We start from the raw sequence: 12,791 nt of genomic DNA on the forward strand, positions 1-12,791 counted from the left end.
TATTCAGTTCGAGCGAAACCGCGGGAACGCCGAGCGGCCCGCGTACACCGCCGCGTCGTCGAGGATCTCCTCGATACGCAGCAGCTGGTTGTACTTGGCGACGCGCTCGGAGCGGGCCGGGGCGCCGGTCTTGATCTGGCCGCAGTTGGTGGCGACGGCCAGGTCGGCGATGGTGACGTCCTCGGTCTCACCGGAGCGGTGGGACATCATGCACTTGAAGCCGCTGCGCTGGGCGAGCTCGACGGCGTCGAGGGTCTCGGTCAGCGAACCGATCTGGTTGACCTTGACGAGCAGGGCGTTCGCGGAGCCCTCCTCGATGCCGCGGGCCAGACGCTCGGGGTTGGTGACGAACAGGTCGTCGCCGACGATCTGGACCTTGGCGCCCAGCTTGTCGGTGAGCACCTTCCAGCCGGCCCAGTCGTCCTCGAACAGCGGGTCCTCGATGGAGACCAGCGGGTACGAGGCGACGAGGTCCTCGTAGTACTCGGTCATCTCGGCGGCCGAGCGGGACTTGCCCTCGAACTGGTACGTGCCGTCCTTGTAGAACTCGGACGCGGCGACGTCGAGCGCGAGCGCGATGTCCTGGCCGGGGGCGTAACCGGCCTGCTTGATGGCCTCGAGGATGAGGTCCAGCGCGGCACGGTTCGAGTCGAGGTTCGGCGCGAAGCCGCCCTCGTCGCCGAGGCCGGTGGAGAGCCCCTTCTCCTTCAGGACCTTCTTCAGGGTGTGGTAGACCTCGGCGCCCCAGCGCAGGGCCTCGGAGAAGGACTCGGCGCCGATCGGCGCGATCATGAACTCCTGGATGTCCACGTTGGAGTCGGCGTGCGAGCCGCCGTTCAGGATGTTCATCATCGGAACGGGCAGCAGGTGCGCGTTCGGGCCGCCGAGGTAGCGGAAGAGCGGCAGGTCGGAGGCCTCGGAGGCGGCGTGCGCGACGGCGAGGGAGACGCCGAGGATGGCGTTGGCGCCGAGGGAGGACTTGTCCGGGGTGGCGTCCAGGTCGAACATCGCCTGGTCGATCAGACGCTGCTCGGTGGCGTCGTAACCGACGAGCTCCGGGCCGATCTGCTCGATCACGGCGAGAACGGCCTTCTCGACGCCCTTGCCCTGATAGCGGTTCTGGTCACCGTCACGGAGCTCAAGAGCCTCGAACGCACCGGTGGAGGCGCCGGACGGAACAGCAGCACGGCCCGTGCTGCCGTCGTCGAGGCCAACCTCGACCTCGACCGTGGGGTTGCCTCGGGAGTCCAGGATTTCCCGGGCTACGACGACGTCGATGGACGGCACGAGCATCTCCTTCTGGGATGTGACGCTTGAAGTGCAGGGTCTCTTTGGCCTTGCGCCATGAGCCTATCCGGCGGGCGGGCATCGGCCGGCCGATGCCCGCCCGCTGGGACGAAAAAGGGCCCGAAGACTCGCGACGCCGGACAAACGGCAGGTGAACTACCTGTCGGTAACGCCGAGGAGGGGTGACCGGCAGGCGCGAGCGTGGCCGTGACAGGCAGAACCCCGGCCCGGCGCGTACGGGGGAATGCGCGCCGGACCGGGGTGGCTGTGGGGGACGGGGGTCCGCAGGGTCCGCAGGGTTCGGTGGGCCGCCGGGTCCACCGGAGTCCTGGGGCTCCGGGTCCTCGGGTCCTCGGGTCAGCTCAGGTGGAGCTGCTGGCCCGGGAAGATCACGTCGGCGTCGTCGACGATGTCCTTGTTCAGGTCGAACAGCTTCTGCCAGCCGCCCTTGACCTTCTCGGCCTCGGCGATCTTGCCGAGGGTGTCGCCGGCCTTGACCTTGTACTCGCCGTCGCCCTTCTTGACGTCCTTGGCCTTGGCGGGCTTCGCGGACTTCGCCGGGGCGGCGGGGCGCTCGGAACGGGTGGTGGGAGCCTCGGCGCGCTTCGGGGCGGGCTGCGCCTTCGGCTGCGCGGCGGCGGAGCCGGCGTCGTTCGCGGCGTTGGACAGGCCGACGCCGCAGCTCGGCCAGGCACCCTTGCCCTGGCCGGCCAGGACCTTCTCGGCGACCGCTATCTGCTGGGACTTGGAGGCCTGGTCGGCGCTGGAGGCGTATGCGGTGCCGCCGTACGCGGCCCAGGTGGAGGCCGAGAACTGCAGGCCGCCGTAGTAGCCGTTGCCGGTGTTGATCGACCAGTTGCCGCCGGACTCGCACTGCGCGACCTGGTCCCACTCGGCGGTCGTCGCGGCGGAGGCCGAGGTGGCGCCCATCAGCGGGACGGCGACGGCCGCACCGGTGATACCGGCGAGGGCGGCGATACGGGTGACCTTGGACGGGCGGCGGTGCTTTGCCTTGCTGGAAAACAGCATGGAACTCTCTCCTCACCGACGCCTACGAGGTGAGCTGTCGGGTTCGGGCCAAGTGAGTTGCCCGGCCGCGCGTCCTAGCGCGCGGCTTCACCCCAAGCCGGTCCTTGGCCGTTGCGTACGTCTCTCAACAGCCGGGCCCGGCGCTTACCTTGGGTCCCCCGCTCCTGCCTTCGGCGCTTTCGCGACGACTGCTCCCCCCGACCGACGGCAGGATTCGGCGTGACGGTCAGTGGTGCCCGCGATGGCGAGCGGTTCAGACCGTAGACACAGCGCTCCCCGATGTTCAAAGGCGAACATCGGGGAGAAAACGCCCATCCTGCCCCTTGCGGAACATCCGTTTCCGCAGGTGAGGGGCGGAATGTACGGTTCCGCCGGGCGAGATGCGGCAGTTGGGACAAAGAGACCCTTGTCTCACTTGGACAGACTCGGACATAAGCCCGCGAACCGCCGCCCGCGCCGCGCCCGAACTGCGCCCGGACTGCGGCTACTTCCGGCCGAGATCGAGGCTCTGGCCAGGGAGGACGAGGTCGGGATCGCCGCCGATGGTCTTCTCGTTCGCCTTGTAGAGCGCAGACCAGCCGCCGGGCAGCTTCTGCTCGTCGACGATGGACCACAGGCTGTCACCGGCGCGGACCGTGTAGTCGCCGGGCGCCGCGTCCGCGTTGCCGGCCTGACCGGCTTCGCCTGTCTCGTCCGTACTGCCCGCTCCGTCGCGCGCCGCACCGTCACCTCGCGAGGCGTGGCGGCCGGCTTCGCGCTCGTTGTCCGTATTGCCGGGTTCAGTCGTATTGCCGGGTTCGGCCGTCTCGACGGGGGTGCCGCGGTGCTTGCCGTTGCCGCTGTCGGCATTCGCGTCGGCACCGGCCTCGGTGGAGTCCGGAGTGGCCGTGGCGGGCTTCGAGGCCTTCGCCGTCCTGGACGGCTCGGCGGAGGGCGGCGTCGTGGGCGCGGCCGGCTCGGTGGGGGCGCCCTGCCCCGGTGTCGGCATGGCGCCCGGGTCGACGCCGGTCGCGGCGCCGTCGTTCGTCAGCCCGGCGAGGGCCGCGCAACCGGCCCACGCCCCGGGACCCTGTGCGTCGAGGGCCTTCTGCGCGACGGCTATCTGCTGGGAGCGGCTGGCGAGGTCGGCGCTGGGCGCGTACGCCGTGCCGCCGAAGTCCTGCCAGGTCTCCGGCGAGAACTGCAGGCCGCCGTAGTATCCGTTGCCGAGGTCGGCGCTCCACATGCCGCCGCTCTCGCACTCCGCGACGCGGTCCCAAGTGGCGGCGTCGGCGGCGGAGGCCGACCCCGCGCCGAGCAGTGGAATGGCGATGGCCGATCCCGTCACCCCTGCCGCGACGACGATGGCCGGAGCCTGGCGGGGTCGGCGGTGCCGTCCGTTCCCGGAGCGCATGCGGTTGCCTTTCGCGTGACTACAGACGTGACTGCAGACGTGATTACGGACCTGACTCACGTAACCGACGTGACTGGTGGGACGACGGTGAACGTAGCCGTATTCACACGCAAGTCACAAGTCGATACAGCGGAGATAACGTGAAAGTCACAGTCCTGAAAGCTCGTCAGATCCGTCCGGGTGTGCCGCAGTCGACCTCCCGGGGGGACCCCCAGACCCCCAAGCAACGGGCAGAGTACGCAATCCACGCATGATGAGCCCCCCACGCCACCGCAAATCGGCCGGATCTCCCGCAAGCCGCAGGTCGGGCATCCTGCGGAGCAGGGTCGCGAGGGCCGTCTGGCCCTCCAGCCGGGCGAGCGGCGCCCCGAGGCAGTAGTGGATGCCGTGCCCGTACCCGAGGTGCTGGTTGTCGCGCCGGGTGAGGTCCAGGGTGTCCGGGTCCGCGAACCGCTCGGGGTCGCGGTCCGCCGCCGCGAGTACGACGAGTACGGGATCGCCCGCCGCGATGTCCTGCCCGCCGAGGCTGAGCGGCTCGGTGGCGAACCGCCAGGTCGCGAGCTCCACCGGTCCGTCGTACCGCAGCAACTCCTCGACACCGGTGGCCAGCAGCTCACTCTCCCCCGCGGCGAGGGAGGCCTGGAGCCGCTCCCGCTGACCGGGGTTTCGCAGCAGCGCGTACACCCCGTTGCCGATGAGATTGACCGTCGTCTCGAAGCCCGCGAAGAGAAGGATGAAGGCCATCGCCGCGGCCTCGTTCTCCGTCAGATGCTCGCCGTGGTCGCTGGCACGGATGAGTCCCGAGATGAGGTCGTCGCCCGGATCCTCCCGCTTACGGTGGATCAGCTCGGCGAGATAGCCGCGCATCTTCTTCACGGAACGCGCGACACCGCCACGCGGCCCGCCACCGTGCCGGATCATCATCCCGGCCCAGTCGCGGAAGTCGTCCTGGTCCTCGCGCGGGACGCCGAGCATGTCGCAGATGGCGTAGATGGGGAGCGGGAACGCGAACTCATGAATCAGGTCCGCCTCCCCTTTCTCTGCGAAGCCGTCGATGAGGCGGTCCGTCAACTCCTGCACGCGCGGCGCGAATTCGGCGACGACGCGCGGGGTGAACGCCTTCGACACCAGCCGCCGCAGCCGGGTGTGGTCCGGCGGATCGATGTTCAGCAGATGCGTCATCAGCTCGGCCTTGCGCTCGCCGGGGATCCCCGTCTTCCCCTTGGCGTGCGCGGGCTCGGCATGATGCACCGGGTTCTTGGACAGCCGCTGGTCGGCGAGCGCCTGCTTGGCATCGCCGTACCGCGTCACCAGCCAGGCCTCGACCCCGCTGGGCAGCCGCGTCCTGTGTACGGGGGCGTGCTCACGCAGCCAGGCGTACGCCGGGTAGGGGTCGGTGGCGAACTCCCAGGTGAACAGCTCGGGCTGAGCGCTCACGCCTGCCCCTCGGTGGCGCGGATCGCGTCCCGGTAGGCACGGGCGGCGGCGCGCAGGGCGGCCTCCGGGTCGGTGCCGGCCGCCTCGGCGCGGGCAGCGAGGGCGAGCAGTTCGTAGCCGATGCCCTCACCGGCGGGGAGCGGGACGTCGAGGCCGGCGCTACGGACCCGGCTCGCGAGCTTGGCGGCGAGTGCGAGGCCGGGCTGGCCCAGCGGGACGCCGTCCGTCACCGAGTCCCGCTGCTTCTCGATCGCCTTCGTACGGAGCCAGTGCGCCTTCACGTCCTCCGGCGTCTCGGCGCTCTCGTCGCCGAAGACATGCGGGTGGCGGTGGATCAGCTTCTCGACGATCGTGGCGGCGACATCGTCGACGGAGAAGGGGGCGTCCTCGTCCTCCTCGGCGATGCGCGCGTGGAAGACGACCTGGAGGAGTACGTCCCCGAGCTCCTCGCGGAGCTCGTCGCGGTCGCCGTCCTCGATCGCCTCGACGAGTTCGTACGCCTCCTCGATGCCGTACTTGGCGAGGCCCTTGTGCGTCTGCTGCGAGGACCAGGGGCACTCGGCGCGGATCCGGTCCATGACCTGGACGAGGTCGAGGAGGCGCGCGCCGGGCAGATCGTACGAGCCGGGCAGCAGCTCCAGATCCGGCATCTGCACCCGCCCCGACCCGGCCAGCCGGGCGAGCCCGTCGGTCAGCGCCTGGTCGCCCTCGCCGGAGGGGAGGACGACGACGGTGCGGCCTCCGGCGCAGGCGTCGACCAGCTCCCGGGCGGTACCGGCCGTGATGTCCACGATCTCCACGCCGATCCCGGCCTCGCGCAGATACGGCAGCTGCGGGTGGGCGTCGTCGGCGCACAGCACCTGGTCGGCGGCGTGCAGCGTCTGCCACGCGGGCCAGGACAGCAGACCCGGCGCAACGCGGTGGCTGGCGGTGAGCAGGACGATTCGGCCGGGTGCGGGTGCTTCGGTGGTCACCCGTCGAACCTACCCCGCGCTGTTACGCACCCGGCTCGACGGGCTCCGGCTCCTTGGTGACCTGGGTGATCCAGGGTGCCTTGTAGCTGCCGAGCTCGAGCTTCTGGTCGTCCCAGGTGCCGTAGCGGGGGTTGACGTCGATGTTGAGCGACTTGGCTGCGGCGGTGAAAGCCTTGTTCAGCGTGGCCTGGCCCTCGGGGGTGTTGGTGGCACCGAGGGATGCGGCGAGCTTGTTGACCAGGATGTCGCGGCGTACGGCATCGTTGAGCTGGGCGGGAGCGACACCGCGCTGCTGCAGATACATGGCGGCGAGCTGCTCTTGACCACCGGACTGCTGCTCGAGGACGGCCAGACCGTCCTGGATCTCCTTGCGGCTGACCTTGACGTCGGCGTCGTCGGCGGCCCGCTGGACGACCTGGCCGACGATGAGGTCGTACAGCTTGGCGCGGCTGAGCTGCCCACTGTCCTTGATGAGCTGGGCGGACTGGGGGGAGCTCGCCTGGGCGGTGCGCACGTCCTTCACCTTCGCCTGGACGGTGGACACCTCGATCCGCTCCCCACCGACGACGGCGGCCGCGCCTGGGTGGGCCTCATTGCCGCAGGCGGCGAGGAGGGGCGCGGCGACGAGAAGCGCGGCGGAGACGGTGAGCGCGGTGCGACGACGGCGGTGCAAAGGAGCCTCCCGGCGTGATTGTGCCAACGAAAGGTGTGGCGCGCAGTGCCTCGTCAAGGGGTGGTGGTCGGGCGACGGGCGGGCGCACAAGACCCTGCGGTGATCGATGGTAGGCAGTCTCAGTGGTGTGGGCCACTGATTCGGCCAACGATTCGTCCAGAGCGTCCAGGTGTCACACCTGAGGGACCCGCTCCGCCTTCTCGAGCGCCGGGACCGGCTCCGGACGCAGCATGATCGTCCGGGAGACGACAAAGGTGACCGGGATGGCAGCGGCCGCCGCGATCAGCGGGGCGTAGCGGCTGCCGAAGTGCGCCACGTCCACCAGCAGATAGACGCCGCTGGTGGTGACGATGAAGTTCGCGGCGTTGGTGAGCGGGAACAGCAGGAACTTCCGCCAGGTCGGGCGGGTCCGGTAGGTGAAGTACGAGGTCAGGAAGAAGGACCCGACCATGCTCAGCGCGAAGGCGACGACATGCGCCGCCACGTAGGGCAACCAGGTCAGCAGGGCCAGGTACAGGCCGTAGTACGTCCCGGTGTTCACCACCCCCACCAGGGCGAATCTGACCATCTGGACCTGGACCGTCATCGTCTTACGAGCTCCCCGTCGCGTGTCTGCCGCTCTCCTTCCTGCTGGTGCGGAAGGCCGGCGTTGGTGGCCTTCACCAGGAAGTGCGGTCGCCGCTTCACCTCGTAGTAGATACGGCCGACGTACTCGCCGACCACCCCCAGCATCAGCATCTGCACACCGGCGAGTGCGGTGACCACCACGAGCAGAGTGACATACCCGGGGGTGTCCACGCCGTTCACCAGGGCGACACCGACAATCCAGGCGGCATACGCCATGGCGAGGGTGACCAGCAGAAGTCCGAGATATACGGCCGCGCGCAGCGGCTTGTTGTTGAAGGAGAGCAGCCCGTCCAGGCCGTAGTTGAGCAGTTTGCCGAAACTCCATTTGGAGCGGCCCTGCTCACGCAGCGCATTCTCGTACTCGAAGGTCGTGGTGCGGAATCCGACCCAGGCGAAGAGGCCCTTGGAGAAGCGGTTGTACTCGGTGAGCTCGAGGATCGCGTTCACGGTGCGGCGCGACAGCAGCCGGAAGTCGCCCACACCGTCGACGAGTTGCACGTCGACGAGGCGGTTGATCAGCCAGTAGTAGGCGCGGGCCATGACCGTGCGGGTGACCCGGTCGCCCTTGCGGGTGCGCCGGGCGATGACCTGGTCGAAGCCCTCGTCGTGCAGCTGAAGCATGCGCCGCACCAGCTCCGGCGGGTGCTGGAGGTCGGCGTCCATGATGACGACGGCGTCACCGCCCGCATGCTGGAGGCCCGCGAGCATCGCCGCTTCCTTGCCGAAATTGCGGCTGAAGGAAACATAGCGGGTACGAGGGTCGGCCTCGGCGATCTCCTCGAGGAGAGGGAGCGTCCGGTCCTGGCTTCCGTCGTCCACATAGACCAGCTCGAATTCCTGCCCGAGCAGGGAGAGTTCTGCGGTCACGTGTTCATGGAAGCGGCCGATGATCTCCTCTTCGTTGAAGCACGGAACAACTATCGAGATCAGCACGGAAGAACAACATCCCACGCGAATGTCAGGTACGGATTCCCTGCATGACGCGTAGGCGACTATTCCGTGAACTGGGCTTCCTGCGGGACGTTTTCACGATCGGCGCTGGCATATTCGAGGAATCATGTCGACTCTGCAATCCGTGCGCGGCCGTGCGGCCGCCCTCGCCGCGCTGATCACCGTGGGTGCCGTGTGCGCCGGTGACGCCGTCGCCCGCAGCTTCCCCTTCGGACCGCACACCCGCAGCGTGAACGACCTCGGCAATCAGTTTGTGCCGTTTCACGCACACCTGTGGGATCTGCTGCATGGGCGCGCGGACGGCGGAGTGCTGCTCAACTGGCAGTCCGGGTACGGAACCAGCTTTCTGCCCGACCTCGGAACGTATCTGACCAGTCCGTACTCGATGCTGGTCGCACTCTTCCCGAGGGATCGGATCGATCTCGCGGTCTATGTGGTCACCCTCCTGAAGATGGCGACGGCGGCGGCCGCCATGGCCTGGCTGCTGCTCACGCTGCGCAAGGACAAGGAGGGCCGCTGGTGGATGGCCGCGGTGCTCGGCGGCTCGTACGCGCTGTGCGGCTGGTCCGTGGTCGAGGCCTCGTACAACCCGATGTGGATGGACGGCCTGGTCGCCTTCCCGGTGCTGTGCCTGGCCGGCGAGTGGGCGCGCACGGCGAGGCGGCCGGTGCTCGGGCCGCTGCTGGTCGCCGTGGCGTGGATCGCGAACTTCTACACCGCGTACATGGCGACCATCGGGGCGGCGCTGGTGCTCGTGGTCCAGCTGCTGCTGGCGGAGCAGAGTGCACGCGACCGGATCCGGGTGCTGCTGCGGGCCGCCAGGACCGTGCTGCTCGGCATCGCGCTGGCCGGGCCCGTACTGATCCCGGTCTTCCTCGGTTCCAAGCACGCCTACCCGGGCTGGACGAAGGAGTTCGCCCCGGCCGGCTGGGCCGATGTGTTCGCGCGCACGCTGCCGGCGACGTACAGCTTCTTCACTCCCGCGGTCTTCATCGGCGGCGGCGCGCTGCTGCTGGCCGCCGCGCTCGCCTTCAACGGAGCGGTACCGAGGCGTGAGCGCTTCGTGTGGACGGGCCTCGCGGTGGCGACCCTGCTGTCGCTCCAGTGGGCTCCGACGCATCTGGTGTGGCATGTCTTCGCCACCCCCAACGGCAGCCCGTACCGGCAGACCTTCGTCTTCGCCGGAATTGTGGTGATCGCCGCCTGGACCGGCATCTCCTACGAGTGGCCCGGGTGGCGCGCTCTGCTCGGCGGCGGCGCCGTGGTGGCCCTGATCGCCCTCACCGCCTCCACCAGTGAACTGGTCACCACGTGGACGTTCCCGCTGTTCGCGGCCGGGCTCGCCGCGGTGGCCGGCGGTCTGCTGCTGGCCCGGCGCGGCAGGTTCGCCGTGCTCGCCGCGGTGCTGCTCAGCGGCGCGCTGATCGGGCAGGCCGCGGCGACCATCGCGTACGCCGACCGGCAGAAGCTCGGCAGGCTGGACGACTATCCGCCCTGGGGCGAGGCGCACGACGAGCGGGCGGCGGCCGTGGCGAAGGCGGACGGCTGGCCGCGCTACCGCACCGATGTGGGCCGCGACCAGATCACAGGCAACGATCCGATCCTGCTCGGCGGACAGGGCGGCGGCTACTACAGCAGCCACACACCGGATGTCCTCACGCGCACCATGGCCGCGCTCGGCGCCGGCTGGACGTCCAACGGGCGCAGTGTGCAGTCCCTGGACAATCCGGTCACCGACGCGATCTTCTCGGTCGGCGCGCGCGTCCGCACCGCGCCCGGCGAGGACCCGGAGGTGACGCGGGCCGCTGCCACGCCCCCGCTGGTGACCGTACGGCCGGCGGGACCGGAGGCCACATACAACTGGAACCCGTTCCGCAACCAGGAGCTGCTGCTCGGCTCGGACGTCTACGGCGATCCGGTGGACGGCACCTGCCCGGTCGGCACCGAGGTGTTCCTCTGGGCGCCGAACTACACCGGCAAGGCCAGGCTCGGCGACGGGCCGTGGGTGACGCTGCGCGGCGGCCAGCCCAAGCGGCGTGCCGCGCTCACCTCGCTCGGCACGGTGAACTCGCCCGGCGAGAAGGCCGGCTACAGCAAGGACCCCCGGCGCACGACCCTCGGCTGCCTGGACCACGCCGAACTCACCGCCGCCGTGGACCGGCTGAAGCGGACCGGCGCGGTGTCGGTCGACGTCACCGACAGCGGTGTACGGGCCGAGCTGCCGCCGGGAGCCACCGGCCGAGCGGTCATCGCCGCGCCCCGGATCGCCGGCTGGAGCTGCAACGGCAAGCCGGCCGACTCCTACCAGGGGCTTGTCTCCGTACCGCTGGACGGGAGGACGACGTCGGTCGACTGTTCCTTCCGCCCGCCCGGCCTGAAGGCGGGCGCGGCGATGGGAACGGCCGGAGCGCTGGCGCTCGCGCTGATCGCACTGCTGCCAAGGCTCCGCGCCCGTATGGGGCGAGGGACCGCGAGCGGGACCAGGACCGGTGCCAATGCCACGCTGAGCGCTGAGAAGGCCGGCGAACCGGCAGGTCAAACGCACTGACACCTCAGTCCTGAGGTAGGTCCGGGGCCCGCGCACGCGACAGAGGCTGCGCGGGCCCCGTCCGCATCGCCCGGCTGCCGCCTGCCGCCTGCCGCAAGGGGCACGCGGCATTCCGTCGTAGTGACTTCACAGTTCCGTCGCCGCAAGGCCGTCAGGACTTCATCTACGCAGCATCCGGCCTTGGCCCGCGGCCCGGCGCTCGGGCGTAGCGTCCCCGCATGCCCCCTCTCCTTCGGAACCGGCTGGCGAAGCGGGTCCTGAGCCCAGCCCTCACCATGATCGAACGGCGCATCGAGCAGCACGTGAAACGTGCCACGCAGGACTTGCAGGCCGATCTCGACGCCCTCCAACGAAAAGTGGCCGCGCTGCAGGCCCCGCAGTACGGCCTCGGCCTGCTCGTCGACGGGACGGGTCGAAGCGGCCACCGGACGCCCACCGCCGCCCAGATCGACACCCTCACGCGTCAGATCCAGGGCGTGGCGGACGGCAGTGAACACGCTCTCCGCAATGTGACCGTCGCCTATCGCACGGTGATCGCCCTGGAGTCACTCGGCGTGGGCAGGCTGGCCGGCTCCACCTCCAACGTGTGCGGAAAGCTCGCGACGGTGCCGCTGCTCGCCCCGCCCAACGGCAATGTCCTCGAAATCGGCACGCTGTACGGGATGTTCGCCGCCGGACTGCTGCGGATGCTGCACCGGTCCGGGATCGAACCGCATCTGACGATCGTCGATCCGCTGGCGGGTGCGCAGTTGCAGCCCGGCGCCGCCCCGCAAGGAGCGGATCCCACCGGCACGCCGGTGCGCGAGGACGTCGTACGCGCCAACCTCGCACTCGGCGGCGTCGGTTCGGTGCTCGATGCGCGCATCGAGCAGGGCCTCTCCGGTGATCCGGAAGTGCGGGCCGCCGTCTCCGACCGGGAGTACGGGGTGATCGTGGTGGACGGCGATCACTCCATGGACGGGGTGCGGGACGACCTGGAGTGGGTCGAGCAGATCGTCGCCCCGGGCGGGATCGTGGTGCTCGACGACTACGGCGACAAGGCCTGGCCCGGGGTACAGGACGCCCTGGACAAGCACCTGGCAAGCGGGACCTCGCGGCTGACCCTGCTGGGGCGGGTCGCCACGTCGGCCTATCTGCGCGCGAGCTGACCGCTCGGCGACGGCCGCCGTTACCCGCCGTGGAACTGCCGCTGCCGGTCGAGCGCACGCCGCCGCCCGGGCGGCTGCCGGACAACCCTGAATGTCGTCCACACACGGAGAAGCCCCAGCCACATATCGGCTGGGGCTTCCCCACGGTCATCGACCGAGTCGACGCAATCAGGCGATCTCTGGCCCGGACCCGGTCTCGGAAGAGATCCAGAGATCGTCGTCCGCGTCCAGGGTCCCGTCGTCGGCGATGAAGAAGACTCCGGTCCTGAAGAAGTTCCGGAAAGCATTCACCATCTGTTCGACGCTCTCGTACGCCATTCTCGACTCACCGCCAATCATGACGCTGGCTACGCGCGACGATGGCGATGACGGCTCGTACACAGCCGCGTAGAAATCGCCACCGCCGGTTCCGAGCAACGGAATCCATCGATCTCCGAGAACGGGGTCCCCGTCGCCGTACGACGCCTTCACACCGGCGGCATCGCGCACTGAGAGCGGTTCGTACCCCGGAATCAGAGCAGCGTCGTCCTGGACCTGGCCCGGCCGGTAGCTCACACCGTTGCACCAGCCGAACCATTCCACGACGTCACTAGGAATCGGCGCGCCAAAGGCGTTTTCCACCTGTTCGGCACCGACACCCGGCACGCGCAGCGAGGCCACCGGACGACTCAGTCGCTCTACCTCCAGCCAGAGGTTTTCGATGGATTCCGCAAGCATCGAGAAC

The 12,791-nt window shown here is 69.5% G+C and carries 11 protein-coding genes and 1 riboswitch; of the genes, 2 read left to right on the top strand and 9 right to left on the bottom strand.

What is annotated here, in order from left to right; all coding sequences use genetic code 11:
* Nucleotides 1-3 precede the first annotated feature (3 nt).
* The 8 genes from eno to SLUN_RS16020 form a co-directional block, all read right to left on the bottom strand.
* Entirely contained in the window at nucleotides 4-1,287 is a 1,284-nt protein-coding gene (gene eno, locus SLUN_RS15985; protein ID WP_108154777.1) for a phosphopyruvate hydratase, read from the bottom strand.
* 357 nt (nucleotides 1,288-1,644) lie between these two features.
* The gene (locus SLUN_RS15990) at nucleotides 1,645-2,316 is read right to left on the bottom strand and encodes a LysM peptidoglycan-binding domain-containing protein (RefSeq protein WP_108149126.1); all 672 of its coding nucleotides are present in this window, start codon (nucleotides 2,314-2,316) and stop codon (nucleotides 1,645-1,647) included.
* Nucleotides 2,317-2,320: 4 nt separating this feature from the next.
* A riboswitch (cyclic di-AMP (ydaO/yuaA leader) is annotated at nucleotides 2,321-2,502 on the bottom strand.
* A gap of 298 nt (nucleotides 2,503-2,800) precedes the next feature.
* A complete protein-coding gene (locus SLUN_RS15995; RefSeq protein WP_108149127.1) occupies nucleotides 2,801-3,709 on the bottom strand; it encodes a LysM peptidoglycan-binding domain-containing protein in 909 nt (302 codons plus the stop codon).
* 147 nt (nucleotides 3,710-3,856) lie between these two features.
* Nucleotides 3,857-5,146 (bottom strand): cytochrome P450 family protein, encoded by a 1,290-nt coding sequence (locus SLUN_RS16000; protein ID WP_108149128.1) that lies wholly within the window; start codon nucleotides 5,144-5,146, stop codon nucleotides 3,857-3,859.
* A complete protein-coding gene (locus SLUN_RS16005; protein WP_108149129.1) occupies nucleotides 5,143-6,120 on the bottom strand; it encodes a nucleoside triphosphate pyrophosphohydrolase in 978 nt (325 codons plus the stop codon). The genes SLUN_RS16000 and SLUN_RS16005 overlap by 4 nt, the downstream gene beginning before the upstream one ends.
* Before the next feature lie 22 nt (nucleotides 6,121-6,142).
* Nucleotides 6,143-6,793, bottom strand: a complete 651-nt coding sequence (locus SLUN_RS16010) for a SurA N-terminal domain-containing protein (RefSeq protein WP_108149130.1) — start codon at nucleotides 6,791-6,793, stop codon at nucleotides 6,143-6,145.
* 172 nt (nucleotides 6,794-6,965) lie between these two features.
* Nucleotides 6,966-7,379: a GtrA family protein gene (locus SLUN_RS16015; RefSeq protein ID WP_108149131.1), complete on the bottom strand. Its 414-nt coding sequence runs from the start codon at nucleotides 7,377-7,379 to the stop codon at nucleotides 6,966-6,968.
* Nucleotides 7,376-8,353, bottom strand: coding sequence for a glycosyltransferase family 2 protein (locus tag SLUN_RS16020; protein ID WP_108149132.1), 978 nt, complete (start codon nucleotides 8,351-8,353; stop codon nucleotides 7,376-7,378). Before SLUN_RS16020 ends, SLUN_RS16015 begins: the two co-directional genes overlap by 4 nt.
* Before the next feature lie 124 nt (nucleotides 8,354-8,477).
* Between SLUN_RS16020 and SLUN_RS16025 the strand changes: the two genes are divergently transcribed.
* The gene (locus tag SLUN_RS16025; protein WP_108149133.1) at nucleotides 8,478-10,919 is read left to right on the top strand and encodes a YfhO family protein; all 2,442 of its coding nucleotides are present in this window, start codon (nucleotides 8,478-8,480) and stop codon (nucleotides 10,917-10,919) included.
* 218 nt (nucleotides 10,920-11,137) lie between these two features.
* A complete protein-coding gene (locus tag SLUN_RS16030; protein ID WP_108149134.1) occupies nucleotides 11,138-12,067 on the top strand; it encodes a class I SAM-dependent methyltransferase in 930 nt (309 codons plus the stop codon).
* A gap of 168 nt (nucleotides 12,068-12,235) precedes the next feature.
* On the opposite strand, the gene SLUN_RS16035 is transcribed toward SLUN_RS16030, so the two are convergent.
* Nucleotides 12,236-12,784 carry an SMI1/KNR4 family protein gene (locus tag SLUN_RS16035; RefSeq protein ID WP_371413913.1) on the bottom strand — a complete coding sequence of 183 codons (549 nt, stop codon included), beginning with the start codon at nucleotides 12,782-12,784 and terminating at the stop codon, nucleotides 12,236-12,238.
* Nucleotides 12,785-12,791: the final 7 nt, after the last annotated feature.

The sequence above is a fragment of the Streptomyces lunaelactis genome (assembly GCF_003054555.1).
Classification (GTDB): Bacteria; Actinomycetota; Actinomycetes; order Streptomycetales; family Streptomycetaceae; genus Streptomyces; species Streptomyces lunaelactis.